Here is an 18,839-nt window from a genome sequence, read left to right as displayed (position 1 = left end):
CCATCGTGGCGAGGCATTACCGTCCTGCCTTTTCCCGCTCTCGCAACTCGATGCGGCGAATCTTCCCGCTGGTGGTTTTCGGTAAAGAATCCACGTACTCAATGGCCCGCGGATATTTGTAAGGGGCCGTGATCGCTTTCACGTGCGCTTGAAGCTCCTCGGTCAGATGCGGGGCATTTTTATCCTCAGGATTTCGCAGCACGACGAATGCCTTGACAATATGACCCCGCTCTTCATCCGGGCTGGCGACGACGGCGCATTCGGCCACCTTGGGGTGCTTCACCAATGCATCTTCCACTTCAAAGGGGCCAATGGTGTATCCGGCGGAGATAATGATGTCATCGGATCGTCCTTCAAACCAGATATATCCATCCTCATCCAGGCGCCCCTGGTCTCCCGTCGTGTACCAGTCGCCGCGAAAGGCCGCTCGAGTGCGCTCGGGATCATTTAGATAGCCCCGGAACAAGGCCGGATGGTCACGGTGGACGGCGATGTGGCCCACCACGCCCGGTCCTTGCGGCTCACCACGGTCGTTGACAATGGTCACCGGGAGGCCGGGAAAGGGCCGGCCCATGGAGCCCGGCCGGACCTCCATGTTCTCCAACGTCCCCACGAGGAGGGTATTTTCTGTCTGCCCATAACCGTCGCGTACGGTCACCCCAAAAACGCGACGAAAGGTTTCGATGACTTCCCGATTGAGCGGCTCGCCGGCTGAGGTGGCAGAGCGCAAGGATAGGGCGTAGCGATCCAATTGGGGAACCTTAGCCATCAGCCGATACTCTGTGGGAGTGGCGCATAGCAACGTCACGCGATATTCAGCCATGAGCGCAAGATATGTCTCGGGCTCGAAGCGCCCCTGATAGACAAATCCCGTGGCCCCATTGCCCAAGACGGAGACAAAGGGGCTCCAGACCCATTTGGCCCAACCGGGTCCGGCGGTGGCCCAGGCCAGATCGTCAGGTTTGGCGTCGAACCAATATGTTCCGGCCACCTTCAAATGCTCGAAGGGCCAACGGTAAGTATGCATCACGCCCTTGGGCCCGCCGGTGGTGCCGCTGGTATAGGATAAGAAGGCCAGGTCATCAGGAAGGACGCTGGTCCGGACGGGATCCGGACTGCCGTTGGATTGAAGGGCTACAAGGGACTGCCATCCCGGTGTTGAGGTGTCGGGACTGGCCAGATATCTGGTCACGGAGGGCATTTGATGGCGCACTTCTTCCACGGTGGATACCAGACTCTGATCCGCCAGGACAGCTTGAGCCTCCGCGTGGCGCACTCGATATAAGATATCGCCCGAGCGCAGCATCTCCGAGCCCGGCATAATCGTGGCCCCGGTCTTCAAAAGAGCCAAATAGCTGATATAGGCTTCTTTGCCCCGAGGCAGAAGAACCATGACCCGGGTGCCTCGCGCGATGCCCTGCTCCATCAAGCTGTGAGCGAGGCGGTTGGATGTTTCGGCGAGTTGGCGATAAGTTAAACGCTCAGTTAACTTGTCAGGCGTGACGACGACAAGCGCGTGACGATCCGGCGCCGTCTCGGCAATACCGTCAACCAGATGGGCGAAATTCATGCGGCCTCCCTCCATATGCTTTGGTTGTCTCATTTCCAGATTTGTCTGTCAACCATAACCGATCGACATCTTCTGCGGTTTATCTCTCGGTTGGCGTCAAAGACGGATATGCTAGAGTTATGGAATCACGTCGATGGCAGGCTATCTTAATTCTCTTGGTCTTGGCTCTCACCTATGGGTTGATTTTCATGGAGCGCACCGCACCCGGTCTGGTTACGCCCGAGCTGATGCGCCAGTTCCACTTGACGCCCGGAATTTTGTCATTGATGACGATCGGCCAGTATCTGGTCTATGCTGTCCTGCAAATTCCGGTGGCCCTAGGTGCGCGGCGGTTTCGGGCCGAGCATCTGCTGGTGGTGGGGACCGTGTTTGACGGGATGGGCACGGTGATGTTTGGCCTGAGCCATAGTTTCTCCATGGTGGTTGTGTCGCGAGTCCTGGTGGGCCTGGGGGATGCACTCATTTGGCTCAATATTGTCGCCGTGCTGGCGCGCTGGTTTTCTTTTGGGATATTCGGACGCGTACTAGGCATCACCGGCATGTCGGGAAATGTGGGGGCACTGGTGGCCACCATTCCGTTGGCTGTTTGGGTTGAGGCGTCGGGTTGGCGTGCTCCTTTTGCGGTGATGGGATGGACCTTGATTGCACTGGCGGCAGCAAGTTTCGTGATCTTTTGGCGGCTTCGTCCGATGCACCCAGAGGTTCGGGTACCGCAGGAACGGGCGCCGTGGGATCAGGTCTTCCGACAGCGACGCGAGCTATGGGCGGTCGCCTTGGGCCATTTTGGACTAATGGGGCCCTTCCTCGGCTTTGTTAGTCTCTATGCGGTCCCATATCTTCGCACCAACTATGGGCTCAATGAGGTTGCTGCCAGCACTTTTCTCGCATTTGGGCTTGCCGGCGCCTTGCTGGGCGGACCCCCTGCCGGGATGCTGGCTGACAAATGGGGTGTTAGAAGACCCTATGCCGCGGTAACGGTGCTTAATGCGTTAGTGTGGGTGGTGCTCGCGGTTTTTCGACTGCCGCTTAGTTTGATGGCGGTTTTGTTTATCCTCTTAGGGGCCGCCAATGGGGCTGCGGTGCTGACATTTGCGACTGTTCGCGAGCGGTTTCCTAATCCAGCCCAGGGTTTAGCCTCCGGAATCGCCAACACGGCTGGATTTTTGGGCGCTGTGCTCGTTCCCGCCGGGATGGGATTGGCGCTGTCGTTGCACGCCTCGCCGCGGGTAGAACTGATGGTGGCGGTCCCCTTTGCCCTTAGTGCCTCATTGGTCGGCGTCCTTCTTAAAACAAAGCCACAAAAATCGGCAACATTCTGATCCGCTCCTTTGTCCAGGATAATTGATTACGAGTTTTAACATTGTTATACTTCGGGTTAAGTAATCTAACGATTACAGGGAAAGAAAAGTTCCGAAGTGTTGAATAACAATTCCGCCTCATCTGTATTTTCTGTCGGTGGATAACCGCCTGTGTCGAGAATCCTCTGGAGAAGGTGGTCTTCAATGTTCCGTCAACGGTTTAGAAAGCCGTACTCGAAGCTTCTATTGGTGGCTGCAGCGGCAGGGCTTCTTAGCACGGGCTGCGGTCAGCAATATGTGATGCTGCATCCTGCCGGTCCAGTGGGTCGTCAAGAGATGCACCTCATGATTTTGGCCTCCATAGCCATGGCCATTGTTATTCTCATCGTTTTTGTGCTGTTCTTTTACGCTCTGATTCGTTTTCGCGACAAGCCCGGCAACACGGCGCCCTATCGCCCGGATTGGCATGGCCACCGCGGATTGGAAATATTGTGGTGGGTGCTGCCGGCGGTTTTGTTGACGGTTATTGCCATCCCCACCGTTAAGGTTACATATGCGCTGGACCGCATCCCGAAAGCGAAAGATCCAGTGGTCATTGATGTAACCTCGCTGACGTGGAAATGGCTCTTTCAGTATCCCGGCCAGCATGTCGCGACCGTGAACTACGTGGTCATTCCTTCGGGAGAGCCGGTCTTGTTTGAACTGACGGCCAACTCGCCCATGAACACGTTCTGGGTTCCGCAGTTGGGCGGCATGGAATATACGATGCCGAATCGCGTCCTGCCCTTGTGGCTGGAGGCCAACAAGCCCGGAACGTATTGGGGACACAGCGGCCAGTTTTCCGGAACCCAATTTGAGAAGATGTTTTTTAACGTGAAGGCGGTACCTCCGGCCCAGTTTAAAGCCTGGGCTCAAAAGACGGCGTCCACGGCTCAGCCGATGACCAACGCCGACTTTAAACAGTTGCTAAAGTTCAATACCGTTGGCGTGGAAACCTACGGGAATTATCCCAAGGACACGTTCCCATCGGTCGCGAGCGGGTTTACCTTGACCGGTGGCGGGATGTACAGCATCCAGCGCCATAAGAACGGCATTGAGTACGTTCCCATGGTGATGAGTCGCTAGGAGACGGACGCAAGGTTTACAGGTTAGATGCTGAAAGGTGGAGACGTATGCCTTCGTTTATCCCATATTTGATTCACATCCTCTTTCCACCCTCGGTACGCCTGCCCGATATTCTGCTCATTGATTTCGGGTTGGTGGTCGGTGGGTTGGGGATCCTCGGGTTTCTGACCAAGACCAAGCGCTGGGGTTGGTTATGGCGCGAGTGGTTGACCACGGTCGACCACAAAAAAATCGCGGTGCTGTATTTAATTGCGGCATTGTTGATGTTGATGCGCGGTGGCATTGACGCAATGATGATTCGGGCCCAATTGGCGCTCCCCAGCACCAAGTTCATGCCTGCCACGCAATATAACGAAGTGTTCACTACGCATGGCACCATCATGATTTTCTTCATGGCCATGCCGTTCATTTTTGCCCTCTTCAACGCAGTGGTGCCCCTCATGATTGGGGCGCGCGACGTGGCCTTTCCGCGGCTGAACGCGATGAGCTACTGGTTGTTTGCGGCCGGTGCGATTCTGTTTAACATCTCCTTCATCATTGGGGGATCTCCGAACGCCGGGTGGACGGCTTATCCGCCCTACACAGGCTTGGCGTATAACCCGGGTCCGGCCGAAAACTACTACTTTGTAGCCTTGTTGATTGCCGGTATGGGCACAACCATGACAGGCATCAACTTCCTGGTGACCACGGTCCGCATGCGGGCCCCGGGGATGACGCTGATGAAGATGCCGCTATTTATCTGGTCGGCAATGGTCACCTCGGCGTTGATTCTGTTCGCCTTCCCGCCGCTGACGGTGGCGTTGGCCATGAGCCTCTTTGACCGCATCTTTGGGTCCTCGTTCTTCACCCTGGCCCACGGTGGGATGCCCATGATGTACGTCAATCTCTTTTGGCTGTTCGGCCATCCCGAGGTTTACATTTTGGTGATTCCGCTGTTTGGGGTGTTTTCCGAGGTGGTATCCACTTACTCAAAGAAGGCGCTCTTTGGATACCCCGTCATGGTGGTTTCCATTCTAGCGATCATGTTCCTCTCGTACGGAACCTGGGTGCACCACTTCTTTACCATGGGGGCAGGTCCGGGCGTCAACGCCTTCTTCGGTTTGTCGACTATGTTGATCGCGATCCCAACAGGTGTGAAGATCTTCAATTGGATTTTCACCATGTGGGGCGGGCGCATTCAAATGACCACATCGATGCTGTATCAGTTGGCGTTCATTCCCACCTTCGTGATTGGAGGCGCCACGGGCGTGCTGTTGGCGGTCGTGCCGGCCGACTACCAATTCCACAACACCTATTTCTTGGTGGCCCACTTCCACAACGTGATTATTGGTGGGACGCTCTTTGGTCTCCTGTCCGGTCTCTACTATTGGTGGCCGAAGATGTTTGGTATGAAACTCAATGAGCGGCAGGGCAAGGTCGCCTTCTGGCTCTTCTTCATCGGCTTTTGGGTTACCTTTACGCCGCAGTACCTACTGGGACTCAAAGGCATGACGCGGCGCATCTACACCTATCCGGTGGGATTCGGATGGCATGAGCTCAACGTTATTTCCACCGTGGGAGCCTTCATCATGGGTGCGGCATTCGTGGCCTTGGTCTACAACATCATCTGGAGCTTGCTCTACGGGGAACGCGATTTGACGGGTGACCCGTGGGATGGGCGGACCCTGGAGTGGTCCATCCCCTCGCCGGCCCCGGAATACAACTTTGCCCGCATCCCTGTGGTACATGAACGGGACGCCTGGTGGGCAATGAAGCAGAACGGACAATCGCTGGCCGATTTGAAGCCCGAGGACATTCGGGACATTGAGATGCCCCGAAACTCCGCGATTCCCTTTTTGTTGGGCGTGTCGTTTTTCGTGGGGGGCTTTGGACTCACCTTCAAGTGGTGGCCCATTGCCATCATCGGCGGACTTGCGGTCGTTGCATGTCTCTTGTTCACCGGCTTTGACTACGACGACCATCATCACTTGGATGCCGAGTTTGTGCGGCGCACAGAGGCATCGCTAGGGAGGTTGCAAGGATGAGTTTGGAACTCGCTGAAGAAAAACAGGCGCAGCATCTTCCCATCGAGTTCGCCGACGAAAAGGAAAGCATCAAGATTACCGGGTTCTGGATGTTCCTGGTCACGGACGTGCTCATTTTCGGAAGCTTGTTCTCGTCCTATGCGGTGTTTCACAGTGCCGTCGCGTCCGGGCCGTCATCCAACCAGTTGTTCCAGATGGGTCCGGTGATGCTGGAGACGCTGCTCTTGTTGACCTCCAGCTTCACCATCGGACTCGGCATCTATTCGATGCGCCGCGGAAACGTCAAGGCGCTGATGGGTTGGATGATTCTTACGGTGCTCCTTGGCGCCGGGTTCGTCGGGACCGAAATTCACGACTTCGTGAGCTATGCGGCCATCGGAGCCACCTGGCACACGAGCGGATTTTTATCCGCCTTTGACATCCTGGTCGGCACTCACGGAGCCCACGTCACGTTCGGTATCTTTTGGGCAATCACGCTGCTGTTCCAACTGAAGAAGCGGGGCATTACCGCTCAGACAGCGCGCAAGGTGTTTACCTATTCGCTGTACTGGCACTTTCTGGACATCGTATGGATTTTCATCTTCACCTTTGTGTACTTGAACGGGAAAATCGTATGAGCGAGTTCGTGAGGGAAGGGAGGCGTCGACATGTCTGAGCACGCTGATAGCGCATTGACGGTCGAGGAAGCCTATCAACAAGATAATGACAAGAACCTCGCATTCCTGAAGCCGCACTTTGAGGAAGAGAAGTTCCCCACCGTGCAAATTGCGGGGTACATCGGGTCTTTAATCTTGACCTTTGCTGCCTATTTCCTGGTGATGAATCATGTACTTCCGGCGGTGATGCTGCTCGCGGTCATTCTGGTTCTGGCAGGATTGCAGGCCGCGCTGCAGTTAGGTGTCTTCATGCACTTGAAGGAGAGCCGCGGCATGGCATGGCAGTTGATTCCTCTGTACCTGGTGTTTCTGATCGCGCTAGGCATGGTGGGGATGTCCATCTGGATCATGCTCTTTAAATCCGGCGTGTCCTAAAACATTCAGGACAGTTGCAGAAAAAGCGCCCGCCCTCTGAAAAGGGTGGGCGCTTCTTTGTTGTGCCAAACGTGTGCTATTCCTTAACAACCGAGAGGTGATAGGTCGTCCCTTCGTAATTGACGTCGAACGTTCGCAGGGCCTCCTGTGCCTCGGTAAGGACGGCACCATCGCCGCCAAGAAAACGCGTGCCGTCGTCTCCCATGAGACTTACGTGCATCACCACGCCCTCAAAGATATCGTGCTTGATAATCCAATCGAGATGGACCTGGCCGTCCACCGCCAACGTCCCTTGCTGGAAAATGTCCGTCTGACGCGTATCGGGGTGGTGGATGAAGGCATCAAGCGCTTGCAAGCTATCTTCGCTAAAAGTTAAGGTGCCGCTCCAATCTGCCATGACTCACCTCCACAGATTCAATAAAGGCCGAATTGGGCCTTTAGCCGGTGCCGATCGAAGCCCACCGACGTCTGCCCATTGACGATGATGAGCGGAATGCCCCGTTCGTGTTTTCCTCTTAGACGCCGCATTTCCGCCACATTGGTCTCGTCCGTGAGGGTGTGGTCATTCCAACCGAAGCCATAAGACGAAAGAAACTCTTTCGTTCCGTTGCAGACACTTCAGGGCGGTGCCGTATAGAGGTCGACCCGTGGCAGCCATATTCTTTCGCCTAGGCCAATGTCAAGGCGCTTTTGCGCCATGGGCACGTGGACGCGATAGACGACCATGCTGGCTGCAGCATCCCCATGGAGCCAGGAGGATCGCAGTTGGGCCGTATCTCCGATGCTGGTGTCGATATCGTAGACATCAAGGCCATCATAGCGCTGGTGATCGATGACCACGACATCGGGGTGAGGCGTTGGCTCAACGTCGCTATTCAGCCGCACCCGTACGGAAAATATCAAGCGCTTCTCGTTCTTTAATTGGGTCAATTCCTGGTGGGCTTCCTCGGATTTTGCCACCACCACGAGACCGCGATCCTCCGGGGCCAACACATGAACCACCCCCGGGGCATGACTGGTTTCCATGTCAGCTAACCAGCGGTTGTTGTGCAATAACGCGTTGACCACTGTCCCGGTTCCCTCGGGGGATTGAGGGTGTACGGCCATCCCTGCCGGTTTGTCGGCAATGACCACGGTTGGCCCTTCATACCAGAGGTCCAAATCCAAGGGAGTGATCGGAATGCGCGGAGTTTTTTCCGTCGCGATCGCCTTCTTTCCAAGAATCAGCCGGAAGCCTGCGAGCTTCCATTTTGTTGGTGCCTTCTATTGTGTCCCAGATTGTCATGGCTCGCAACTCTCCGTTAAGGGGCCTTTATCCACCGTTCATCCCTAATGAGCGGCATTTGACGGGAAATATCCGGCAAAGCCCAGGTGGCCCTCAGTATGATGGGGCAAATGAGACTTTGGGAAGGAGCGGTAACCTGATGGACAATGACGGATTTACAACGAGGGGGATTGAGCGTCCGTATACCGTGGAAGATGTGGAGGCCTTGCGGCCTACGGTCATGATTGAGCACACCTTGGCGCGCCGGGGCGCAGAGCGGTTGCGTCACTTGCTGGCCAATCGGCCATTTGTGCGAGCTTTAGGCGCGGTGACGGGAAATCAAGCGGTCCAACAGGTTGCAGCGGGACTAGAGGCCATTTATGTCAGCGGCTGGCAGGTCGCGGCGGATGGAAATCTTGCATTCGATACCTATCCGGACCAATCACTCTATCCCGCGAACAGCGTTCCTGCCATGGTGCAGCGGATCAATCGGGCGCTTATGCGCGCTGATCAGGTGTATCGCACCGATCCTAAGGGGGGATCGCGTGATTGGTACGCACCGATTGTGGCTGACGCTGAAGCGGGTTTTGGTGGACCGCTCAATGTCTTTGAATTAGTCAAGGCAATGATTGAAGCGGGCGCCGCGGGCATTCATTTGGAAGACCAACTTTCCTCAGCAAAAAAGTGTGGCCATATGGGCGGAAAGGTGCTGATTCCCACCAAAGAAGCCGTTTCCCATCTGACCGCGGCCCGTCTAGCCGCCGATGTGCTTGGCGTCCCCACGGTGATTATTGGGAGAACGGATGCTAATGCCGCCACCTTGTTGACGTCAGACAGCGATCCGGCCGACCAGCCCTTCTTGACCGGAGAGCGTACCGCGGAAGGCTTCTATCGCGTGCGTGCGGGACTGGATGCCGCCATTCACCGGGGACTCGCTTATGCCCCGTATGCTGACGTCATCTGGTGTGAAACGGCCGAGCCGAACATTGATGAAGCCCGCGCATTTGCTGAAGCTATTCACGCCGAGTTTCCCGGGAAATGGTTGGCCTACAATTGTTCCCCGTCTTTCAACTGGAAGCGCAAATTGGCCGATGCTGATTTGGAGCGCTTTCAAGACAAGTTGGGGGACATGGGCTACGTGTTCCAATTCATCACCTTGGCCGGGTTCCATGCCCTCAACTGGTCCATGTTTCAGTTGGCGGACGCGTACCGAGACCACGGTATGAAGGCGTATGCTGCGTTGCAGGAGGACGAATTCCAAGGGGAACAGCGGGGCTACACGGCCGTGCGCCATCAACGGGAAGTGGGAGCCGGCTATTTCGACACCCTTATGATGGTTCTGACTCAAGGCCAATCAGAGACAACGGCACTCAAGGGCTCGACCGAGGAGGCGCAATTCAACACAGAGGAGGTGAGGTCATGATCTGCAGGGGTCAACACCCCGAGGGGCGCATGGAGATGCGAGTGTGGGCGTGCACCGATTGCCGCCAGATTTGGTGTCTCGACTGTCTTCCTGTGGCTGTCGAGGCGTGTCCGGAGTGCCATTCCCACCAAGGTCAGCCTCTAATCCTGTCGGAGGATGCGTATCACTAGAGATGGTGGTGCGACAACATTGCTGTGCCCCAACGGCGATACTGGATGAGGCCGTTTTGCACCGAATGGTGTAGTACGTGGCGCACAAGCCCGGCGATAAGGACCACCGACTGAAATGTGGCGTTTTTAACCGGGATTTGCGGCAAAATCCAAAGTAGCGCGGTTAATGCCAACACCACCACCAAAAGCGGGCGCAAGACCCGTACGAATAACGCTGCCACTACGAATGCCGCCCCCACAGTCACGAGTAGCATGGCGTCCCTCCCGTCGTTGTTTTCCCATCGTAGGAAAGGGCACGGAGGGACGCAATTTTTTAATCGGGAATTAGGCGTGATAGGTGCGAATTTCGACTTGGTGGCCGTCAGGATCGTAAACATAGACGCTAAGCCCCGTGCCCCGGGCCCCAAATCGTGGTTTAGGCTTGCCGGGATCAATGCCGTGGGCCTTCAGAGCCGCTATGATTTCCTCGATCGGATCCGAAAATTCCACGCAAAAATGGGGCGGTCCGGCGCTAGGATTGTCTGACGGGAATAGGTCGACCAGCGTGGTGCCAGCTCGGACGGAGACAAAGGGAGCCTGACCCTGTTGAAATAGATCAAGCCGCTCTGCCGGCAGGCCCAGCAAGCCACAGTAAAAGGCGAGGCTTTTCTCCATATCCCGCACTTCGAGGACTAGGTGATCAACATTTTTCGGGGTCATTGCGGCCACAGTCCTTTTCTTGTCCATTTGTCCTGGTACATGCTCTGCTCGGCCAGCCGAGTGAGTTCCGCCAATGACATCCCTAATTGGTATTCAGCGCCCCCAATGCTGATGTTGGGAAGATATGCATCCCTAAGGGTTCTTAGTTCCGGGAGCATACGGTCTAGCGGCGGTGACCCGCTCCGCAGCAGCACGGCAAACTCATCGCCGTGCAAGCGAAACACAGGCATCGAGCGTCCCAGCACTTGCTGCACTATCTGCCCCAAACCATGCGCGGTGTCTTGAATTAACCGGTCACCGGCGGCATGGCCCTGACTATCATTTACCATCTTTAAATTATCCATATCAAGAAACAACACGCCCCGGAGATTACCGCTCGCTTCCAACGTCGCCATTTCGTCTCGAAAGAAGGGGCCATTGAAGCATGACGTCAGCGTATCGCGGCGGCGGTCCAAGGATTGTTCCACCAATATGGATGCGATGGCAAGAAATGGGGTCAAAAGGGCGGCTGTGTGCTCCGTGGGGAGTCGATGGTCGGGTGGGTCGTCAGCTGTCACATTGCCCATTGTCGTGTTGTCAGACGCTAGGAGCGGGGCGTAAAGCATATCGTCCGGGTGCCAATATCCCGGCCCTTGCCACTCCACCTGGGAAGACAGCAAAAAACTATCGGGGTCACCCAGGACCATCCAAATCCGGTCATGGGGCACGAAGTACAAATTGCCTAAGTCCACTCCATAGCGTCGCACCCGCTCATATTCGTCAGGACCCAGGGTGTCATGCGTCTCGAGCCATTGCTCCTCTTCGGCGGTGATGCCAGCCCAACCAAACAACTTTTCGCCATAACTTTCCGCATAGAGTTGCACGGCAACACGCCGGAACAAGCCAGCTTCCACAATGGCCTGGGCAATCGCCGTTAATTTTTCTTTTAACGTCGGTTTTTCAATGACTTGGCGACTTCGGTGAAGGAAAACACGCAAAACCGACTCCGAATTGGGATCCAAGGGTACCTCCATTCAATCATTGGACGCTGCATTCGAGTAGAGAGATTCATACAAGATGTGATCATATAAGGATAGCCTTCGCCGCGGTGGAAAGGAATCCTCTTTTCACACTTGAAAAAGTTTACGACATTAGGCACTGGTCGTGGTGAGGTTGAGACGCTGAGCGGTCACTTCCAAAACCGCGAGCAAGGGGAGGGTGGTGCGTTTATCCCGGATGTGTGCAAGGACTTGGTGCCCTGCGCGAATAGCGGCTTGTTGGCTCACCGTTTTGGAAGATACCCATCCCGCAACCTCGACCCGAAAGTACCAGCGGTGGCCATCCCGAAGTTCTGTGGAGGCGGTGTATTCCACGTCAATGTACTCGGGGCCAAGACGGGTGATGGCTGGGGTCGGAGCCGCCACCACGAAAACATTGCCTGGAACATGGTGGAACAATGACACAGGCGAGGCGTTCAGCACCCGATCACCGTGAAACAAGAGGCAATTCCGTCCTCCTAAGCCTGCGAGGACCAAAGGGTCTTGCGTTCGCCAGACCTCTGCCAGAATGACGCTCGTGCCATTGGCATAATCGACGGCCAGTGTTTCGGATCCGGGACCCATGACGGATTCCTCGCTTTGGTGAAGGGCTACGGTGCGATGAAACCCAGCAATGCGAGGAAGATAAGCTGAAAGGCGGGTGGTGGCCACGGCAACTGGGTGCGACGGGGTTCCCGGCCCCCACTGCCCCAAAGGGGTCAGCCCCTGCCACAGCGCAAACCCCGCCACGATGGCGATGCCGAGGGGAACAGGGCGGGGAGGTCGCAAGTGCGCGGTCAATTTGGGGAACTGGGCCTGAAGATGAAACAGAGGCGAGGCCCCCAGCATGGCGGTGAATAGCATGGCCAAGAGCAGAAAGCCCAAGATTGGATGCACAATCCCTAGCGCCAGGTTGGCGTTGGTCGCGTGCAACAGGAAAAGAATGATTTGAAGCCTCAGGAAGTTCAAAACCACGGCCCCGACGGCAACGCTCACGAGCAGGGTCAACTTCCAAATGCCTGATCCGCGGAAGAAAGCGAGGACAACGGGCAGGAACAAAAGAATAGCTAGAAGGCTATCCGCGCCGCTGCAAACCTGGCTGATTTGTATGGGAATCCAGCTATGCACGCTCTGGACGAGGTAGACACCGGAGCCATGTTCTGGCCGAATCCAGGGAACCCGGTCCAGCCAGTGCATTCCCGTTAAGTCGAGCTGGTTTAGGGCCGGCATCGTCCATGCTACGATGCGGGTGTACAATGGCGGCCATGCCAAGAGCACATAGGCGAGCGGATGGATCAGGCGACGTGTGGTGCCCACGCCAAAGAGAAACCACGCCAATGAGAGAGCCCAGAAGGGCCAAATTAAAATGCCCAGGTTATCGATGGAGAAGGCCCACGGCCAGTGGTAGCTTCCGAGGGCAAGCACTAAACCGAATAAGATTATCCCCGTCATGCCCAGTATGCTGTTCAGCTCGCGATCATCGGGATATGGCGCCATCGATAAGAGTCGGAGAAATGCCCACGCGAACGCGACGACGGGAATCCATACCAGATACGCCAGCGGATTGTCAGCTAAGAAATCGGTGGTTAATGTGGACCACACATGAAACAGAGGGGCAATGGCTAACAAAATCCATAAACCCACCATCATGGGACTCAGTCGCTTAGATTCCATTCTGTCCCGGGGCCTTTTTCTTGAAGTAGACTCCAAGCAAACCCAACATAATCACCGGGATGCCAGTTGCCCAGGGGACTTCGGGAAGCTCATCTGACGGCGGTGGATCGTCATGGTCATGATTCTTATCTTTATCTTGGTCGCCATCGTCACCGGTCCCGTTTTTCTTTTGGGCCTTTTTCTTTTGTTTGCCCCCGGGAGGGCTTTTCTTATGGGCCTTTTCAAAAGTTGAGGGTTGTTGCTCGCTAACGTGTGGAGGCTTTTGTGGGGGGGACGGGGATGGGGCGGCGTACGCAAGCGGACCAATTCCCATGAATAGAATCAGCCCCAGGGGATATGCAATCCAGCGTGCGCGCGTGGCCATATTTTCCCTCTACAATCGACACATTCCGTTAATTAGTGATAAGATTTACCATATTAATGTATGATGTTTCGCCAAGGAGTGTCAATGGAATTCGGTCGGGACTTCCTAGGATACCGACGAGCCGACGTCGACGCCGCAATCGAACGACTGGAAAAACAACGCGACGACCAAGCTCGCGAGATTGATGCTCTTCGCACCCAAGTGTCCCAATTGATGCAAGCGCGTGAGGTCGACCAGGTCACCATCGCGTCGTTGCGCCGCACAATTGGCGAACTCACCCGCGATGATGGAGTCCCTTCCTCAACCGTGACCCTTCTCATTGGTCCGCTTGCGCATCTCGCTGACGTGGTGGATTTGGTCGATGAACTGAAACAGGTTGATGCCTTATCCATTCGCTTTCAGGTATTTCGTGATGGCTTCTATCGAGTCGACGGGTACGTTAGCCATCGCGGATTGTTGCTTGAGTGGCTTCAAATGCGGGAAGAGGTCACCCAGGTCAGACAGGAGAAGGATACCATCTATGTTTCGCTTAAGGGCCCAAGCCTATGATTAAGACCATCTCCACTTTAGTTTCGGTGGCAGCCCTGGTGCTGGTGGCGTCTGCCCTGATGGACGTTGGCTATTGGGTCTTTTTCACCGTGCCCTTGGCCCTGATGGCGATTGTGCCGGTTCTCTATATCTTCTCGCTGCGACGGCTTAGGCGCCATCAGCAGGAAGGTAAACGGTCATGAACGCACAGGTCGCGTCAGGGAGTTTCGACATCCACATTGAAGGCCATGTCTCACTCATCCCCTATCATACCGCTGATGGGGGGTTGGTTGACCCCGTGGATCGCAGTCTGGTAATGAACTTCGAGCGGGACGCTTTAGTAAAACATCGGGTGATTCCGCTGGCAAAGCCGGAGGACCGGCTTTGGGTCGGCTTGGAGGACCCGAAAAATAGGGATTCCGTGATGTGGCTCCAATCTTTGGGAATCCCCGTCAAGGCGTTTCTCGTTCAGGAATGGGAACTCACACTCGCATTTGACCGGGTTTATGGACTAACCGATCGCCTGGTAGACCGGCAATTGGGGGGCATCTTGCTGCAGCAAAGCAAAGTCCACGCCGACCAATTGGTGGAAGCGTTGGAAATGCAAGCGGCAATGGGTGCTCGGTTGGGCGAGGTCTTGACCAGCTTCAACATGGCCAACTTTTGGGATGTGGCCGAAGCGCTCGCATTACAAAGCGGTCTGCCGCTGGTGGAACTGGCAAGCAGCGGGCTGACCGCTCCGCCAGACGTTTGGGATGCCATGGACGAGGCCTTTTGGCTCAGAAATGCGGTGGTTCCCATTTTTCAGTCTTCCAATCAGGTCGGGATTGCCATGGTGGACCCGTGGCGTCCGGATGTTGTGAATACACTGGTGGATTCCCTCGGTTGTCCGGTGCTAGTTTACGTGACCGGCTACCGGGATGTGCTGGTGACCTACTCGCGCTACTATGGAAACCGGCATGCGACCCGCAGCCGCGAACAGATATTGGTGAAGCGACCGGACCAGTCAGCCGATTATCTCTTGTCCCGGCGTCAAAAAACGGTTTCTCTTGCCGCCACTACAGCTTTCGTGCTCTTTATGATTAAAAATTGGCTTGTCACCCTCACCTTCTTGAATGCCGTGGTGGAAGTCCTCTATGCGTTGAACACCGTGTATCGTCTATGGCTTATGTTTGTTTCGGCCAAAGAAAAGCCGTACAGCATTGTTCGCCCGGTGAGCCTGTCGGGGGCGCTGAGCGAGGACCAACTCCCTATCTATACGATCTTGGTTCCGTTATACAAAGAGGCAGCGGTGCTTCCGAAGATCGCCCAATCCATTTCCGAACTCCGTTATCCCAAGCATCTTCTTGATGTCAAGTTTCTGCTTGAGGCCGACGATTTGGATACCATGGAGGCGGCGAGAGCTGCCCACTTACCGAACTTCATTCAGATCGTGATTGTACCAACCTCAATGCCGCGAACGAAGCCTAAGGCATGCAACTATGGGTTCTGGCAGGCTCGCGGCGATTTCGTCGTAATATTTGATGCCGAGGATGCTCCTGATCCGGATCAACTGCTCAAAGCGATTGAAGTCTTTCGGGTGAGCGACGAGCGGGTGGCTTGCGTACAAGCCAAACTTTCATATTACAACCAAACGCAGAATATCCTAACGCGTTGGTTTACCAGCGAGTACGCGATGTGGTTTGACCAGCTGCTGCCGGCGTTGTTTGCTCGCAATTTGCCCATCCCGTTGGGGGGCACGTCCAACCACTTTCGTGTGTCGGTGCTGAAAGAGATCGGGGCGTGGGACCCTTTTAACGTCACCGAAGACGCCGACCTCGGTATCCGATTGGCGCGTCTCGGATACCGTACCGTGGTGATGGATTCAACAACCTGGGAAGAGGCCAATTCCGATTTTGTCAATTGGATTCGGCAGCGATCCCGTTGGGTGAAAGGCTATATCCAAACCTGGATCGTGCACATGCGTCATCCCCGTCGGTTGGTCAAGGAGTTGGGGTGGGGCGGGATGATGGCTTTTCAGTCGGTCATCTTCGGTACTCCCTTCACCTTTCTCATCAATCCCTTTCTCTGGGGAATGACCACGGTATGGTTTCTTTTGGGCGTTCCCTTTGCCCACGCCCTGTTTCCCGCTTGGGTGTACTATGCGGCATTTTTGAATTTAGTGTTCGGGAACTTTGCTTTCATGTACACCAATGTGACTGGACTGGCGACGCGTCGCGACTGGGACTTGTCCAAATATGCCACCTTAAACCCCGTGTATTGGACCTTTATGTCCATTGCCGGGTGGAAGGGCTTTTTACAATTGTTCACTCGGCCGTCGTACTGGGAAAAAACCGTGCATGGCCTCACCGACGCGAAAATGCCGCATGAGAGGCAGGTCGGATGAGCGCCGTCAGCACGGAATTACGGGACCTCTTATCAGATCCAGTCCTCATTGACCCAAGGAGGCCGACCCGAGATCCCTGGTATTTGGGCGTCAGTGGTTTTGTCGCGGCCCTGGTGGTAGCGCATCATACCCTCTTTTCCAATGGAATCATCGTTGGTGACGCGTTTTCACGCGTCCTGAGCGCTTACTATGTTTTTTTGAGGCCCCATCCGCACTTTGCAGCAATTGGCTTTGTCTGGAATCCACTGCCCAGCCTCCTGGAGGTGCCATTGACACTGCTTCACCGGTGGTGGCCTTCCTTAGTCGTTCAAGGATTTGCCGGCAACATCGTTAGCGCGGCGTTTTATGGGATTGGATTAGCGAATCTGTACCGCGCCTTGCACTGGCTTCGCGTACCGCGATGGCTGCGTTGGACGTGGACCGTGATTTACGCATTAAATCCCATGATCTTATGGTACGGGGCCAATGGGATGACCGATGGGATGTTGGCGGCTGCGCTCTTAGGCATGACCGAAGGATTGCTAGCCTATTTCGAGACGGACGCTGTCTCTGACTTGGCGCGCTCCGGCATTTGGCTGGCCGTCGGGTTTCTGTTGCGCTATGAAGCGGTGCCGGTGGCAGCTTTCGCGGGTTTGGGGCTCATTGGGGCCCTGGTCCGTCGAGGCCGTTCGCGGGCGTATATAGAGGGCATGTTGCTCGTCTTTGAACTCCCGATCGTCTACATGGCGGGCATTTGGATGTTTACCAACTGGCTCATCATGAAAAATCCCTTGTATTTTTTGCTGTCCCCCTACGGGAACGCTTCCCAAACTTTAACTGGAGTCTATGAAAATGCCCTGACACGTTTTGCTAGGGCCCATTTATGGAATGCGATACAGGTCTCAGTGCACTGGACGTTCCTGTTCGTGCCCGTTATCTTTGGCATTCTTGGCGCATTGATTGGGCAACTCAGCGGTTCGCGTAGAGCGGGTCTTCCGCTCATTGGGGCGGCTGCGGGTGCGCCAATGTTGCAGGTGATTCTGTTGTACCTGGGGCGTTCGGCAGATTGGGCACGGTTTTTTCTGTACTATATTCCCTTTGGTTTTGTTTTAGTGGCGCTGTCAGTGCAAGACATCGGGAAGCGATTTCGAATCTTTGCTGTGGTCCTTGCGACGGGGTTGCTTATAGTCGGCAATTGGACCACGTGGCGTGCGCTTCGAAATCCCGTATGGGGGAACGGCGATTACGCATACGTCAGCGATATTGTGCATGGACAGAGAGTTCATCCTTTTGTCCAAGACGAGCAAATTTCACGCTATATCAATGCGCATCCACATCTCAAAGTGTTAATCGATACGTTTACCTCATTTGATGTTGTTCCCTACGTCAAAAACCCGAACCAATTCGTCATAACGGCTGACTTGAACTTCCAATCGGCCCTTCTCAATCCGCTCGGGCAGGTTAACGCATTCCTCGTGCCCGAGCCATCAGGGACTGGAAAATTAAACGCCATCAATCGCACCTACCCTGGGCTTTGGGCGGGCAAGGTGCCATGGACCAAGTTGATTGCCACCTTTCCGGGAACAGCATATCGTCTTTATGCCATTCTTCCCGATGCGCCATAAGGGGCAGGTTGGAGAGGTTGTCCCACGCTTCGTAGATTTTCCGGACGCCGTTTTGCGCAGATTTTCGGGACCTTAGGACCGTCGAGTCGTGGAAGACGAGATCATCATGCCCGTCGTGGACATAATTTCAATGAACTGTGATGGTGGTCCACCATGTCGTCGCGTGACCCCGAAGCGTTCCAAGAAATTCGAATAGCTAATCTCATGTCATCCGGTTGTCATCCGGCTGATTTTTGTTCTCACCCCTATTTCTTACGGCGAGTGTCTGCCATGCTTTGTCCAAAATAATAGGAGGTGTCACAGGTGAGTAACCGCGGAAGACTCCACAAAATTTTGACGATAGGGGTTGGCTTGGTCGTGCCGTTGGTCGGGGCGACTGCCTTTGCCCAGACAACAACCGGAACACTCACATCGGCGCAGATGGCTCAGGCCGCCGAGGCGGCCCGCAATACCGAGATCGTCAATACGACCACAGGTTACGTGACGGACAGCAATGCGGCCCTCAAGGCACAGGGCCTCTCCGCCGCCGAAATAGCGTATGTTCAAAATACGATCCAGAAATACGATGCGGGGTTCTCCACTATCTTGCGGATTCCGGACCTAATCCACCACCCATTCCGGTAAATTCCCACCACCTCGTCCAGTAATTCGCCACCATTCGTT

The 18,839-nt window shown here is 55.3% G+C and carries 18 protein-coding genes; 11 read left to right on the top strand and 7 right to left on the bottom strand.

Translation table 11 applies throughout. From position 1 onward, the window contains the following. Positions 1-16: 16 nt before the first annotated feature. Complete coding sequence (locus tag HIJ39_RS00750) at positions 17-1,570, bottom strand: acetate--CoA ligase (protein ID WP_243239240.1); 1,554 nt, start codon at positions 1,568-1,570, stop codon at positions 17-19. Between the two features lie 119 nt (positions 1,571-1,689). Between HIJ39_RS00750 and HIJ39_RS00745 the strand changes: the two genes are divergently transcribed. From HIJ39_RS00745 to HIJ39_RS00725, 5 genes are all read left to right on the top strand, one after another. Further along, a complete protein-coding gene (locus HIJ39_RS00745) occupies positions 1,690-2,889 on the top strand; it encodes an MFS transporter (protein WP_169095684.1) in 1,200 nt (399 codons plus the stop codon). 183 nt (positions 2,890-3,072) lie between these two features. After that, a complete protein-coding gene (locus HIJ39_RS00740) occupies positions 3,073-3,993 on the top strand; it encodes a cytochrome c oxidase subunit II (protein WP_169095682.1) in 921 nt (306 codons plus the stop codon). Between the two features lie 47 nt (positions 3,994-4,040). After that, positions 4,041-6,017 (top strand): cbb3-type cytochrome c oxidase subunit I, encoded by a 1,977-nt coding sequence (locus HIJ39_RS00735; RefSeq protein WP_169095680.1) that lies wholly within the window; start codon positions 4,041-4,043, stop codon positions 6,015-6,017. Continuing rightward, positions 6,014-6,634, top strand: a complete 621-nt coding sequence (locus tag HIJ39_RS00730; protein WP_169095678.1) for a cytochrome c oxidase subunit 3 — start codon at positions 6,014-6,016, stop codon at positions 6,632-6,634. The genes HIJ39_RS00735 and HIJ39_RS00730 overlap by 4 nt, the downstream gene beginning before the upstream one ends. A 30-nt stretch (positions 6,635-6,664) precedes the next feature. After that, positions 6,665-7,048, top strand: coding sequence for a cytochrome o ubiquinol oxidase subunit IV (locus HIJ39_RS00725; protein WP_169095676.1), 384 nt, complete (start codon positions 6,665-6,667; stop codon positions 7,046-7,048). A 76-nt stretch (positions 7,049-7,124) separates the two neighbouring features. Here HIJ39_RS00725 and HIJ39_RS00720 read toward each other — a convergent pair whose 3' ends face one another. Next, positions 7,125-7,445, bottom strand: coding sequence for a hypothetical protein (locus HIJ39_RS00720; protein ID WP_169095674.1), 321 nt, complete (start codon positions 7,443-7,445; stop codon positions 7,125-7,127). Positions 7,446-7,666: 221 nt separating this feature from the next. After that, on the bottom strand, positions 7,667-8,182 hold the full coding sequence (locus HIJ39_RS00715) for an RluA family pseudouridine synthase (RefSeq protein WP_169095672.1): 516 nt from the start codon (positions 8,180-8,182) through the stop codon (positions 7,667-7,669). A 290-nt stretch (positions 8,183-8,472) separates the two neighbouring features. On the opposite strand from HIJ39_RS00715, the gene aceA reads away from it, so the two are divergent. Continuing rightward, positions 8,473-9,735 (top strand): isocitrate lyase, encoded by a 1,263-nt coding sequence (gene aceA / locus HIJ39_RS00710; protein WP_169095670.1) that lies wholly within the window; start codon positions 8,473-8,475, stop codon positions 9,733-9,735. A 166-nt stretch (positions 9,736-9,901) separates the two neighbouring features. Here the strand turns inward: aceA and HIJ39_RS00705 are convergent, their stop codons facing one another. The 4 genes from HIJ39_RS00705 to HIJ39_RS00690 all read right to left on the bottom strand — a co-directional run bounded on the left by HIJ39_RS00705 (position 9,902) and on the right by HIJ39_RS00690 (position 13,294). Beyond that, positions 9,902-10,159, bottom strand: coding sequence for a hypothetical protein (locus tag HIJ39_RS00705; RefSeq protein ID WP_169095668.1), 258 nt, complete (start codon positions 10,157-10,159; stop codon positions 9,902-9,904). A 70-nt stretch (positions 10,160-10,229) separates the two neighbouring features. Then, entirely contained in the window at positions 10,230-10,604 is a 375-nt protein-coding gene (locus tag HIJ39_RS00700; RefSeq protein WP_169095666.1) for a VOC family protein, read from the bottom strand. Next, positions 10,601-11,605: a GGDEF domain-containing protein gene (locus HIJ39_RS00695; protein ID WP_169095664.1), complete on the bottom strand. Its 1,005-nt coding sequence runs from the start codon at positions 11,603-11,605 to the stop codon at positions 10,601-10,603. The genes HIJ39_RS00700 and HIJ39_RS00695 overlap by 4 nt, the downstream gene beginning before the upstream one ends. A 129-nt stretch (positions 11,606-11,734) precedes the next feature. Next, the gene (locus HIJ39_RS00690) at positions 11,735-13,294 is read right to left on the bottom strand and encodes an archaeosortase/exosortase family protein (RefSeq protein ID WP_169095662.1); all 1,560 of its coding nucleotides are present in this window, start codon (positions 13,292-13,294) and stop codon (positions 11,735-11,737) included. 448 nt (positions 13,295-13,742) lie between these two features. Here HIJ39_RS00690 and HIJ39_RS00685 point away from each other — a divergent pair, with 448 nt between their 5' ends. From HIJ39_RS00685 to HIJ39_RS00665, 5 genes are all read left to right on the top strand, one after another. Next, a complete protein-coding gene (locus HIJ39_RS00685; RefSeq protein ID WP_169095660.1) occupies positions 13,743-14,207 on the top strand; it encodes a hypothetical protein in 465 nt (154 codons plus the stop codon). After that, complete coding sequence (locus tag HIJ39_RS00680; protein WP_169095658.1) at positions 14,204-14,389, top strand: hypothetical protein; 186 nt, start codon at positions 14,204-14,206, stop codon at positions 14,387-14,389. The genes HIJ39_RS00685 and HIJ39_RS00680 overlap by 4 nt, the downstream gene beginning before the upstream one ends. Further along, positions 14,386-16,572: a glycosyltransferase family 2 protein gene (locus HIJ39_RS00675; RefSeq protein ID WP_169095656.1), complete on the top strand. Its 2,187-nt coding sequence runs from the start codon at positions 14,386-14,388 to the stop codon at positions 16,570-16,572. Before HIJ39_RS00680 ends, HIJ39_RS00675 begins: the two co-directional genes overlap by 4 nt. Further along, positions 16,569-18,176: a hypothetical protein gene (locus HIJ39_RS00670; protein ID WP_169095654.1), complete on the top strand. Its 1,608-nt coding sequence runs from the start codon at positions 16,569-16,571 to the stop codon at positions 18,174-18,176. The genes HIJ39_RS00675 and HIJ39_RS00670 overlap by 4 nt, the downstream gene beginning before the upstream one ends. Before the next feature lie 303 nt (positions 18,177-18,479). After that, positions 18,480-18,800 (top strand): hypothetical protein, encoded by a 321-nt coding sequence (locus tag HIJ39_RS00665; protein ID WP_169095652.1) that lies wholly within the window; start codon positions 18,480-18,482, stop codon positions 18,798-18,800. Positions 18,801-18,839 lie beyond the last annotated feature (39 nt).

The sequence above is a fragment of the Sulfobacillus harzensis genome, from assembly GCF_012933365.1.
GTDB lineage: Bacteria > Bacillota > Sulfobacillia > Sulfobacillales > Sulfobacillaceae > Sulfobacillus_B > Sulfobacillus_B harzensis.
This window is presented reverse-complemented; position numbering and strand designations above follow the sequence as displayed.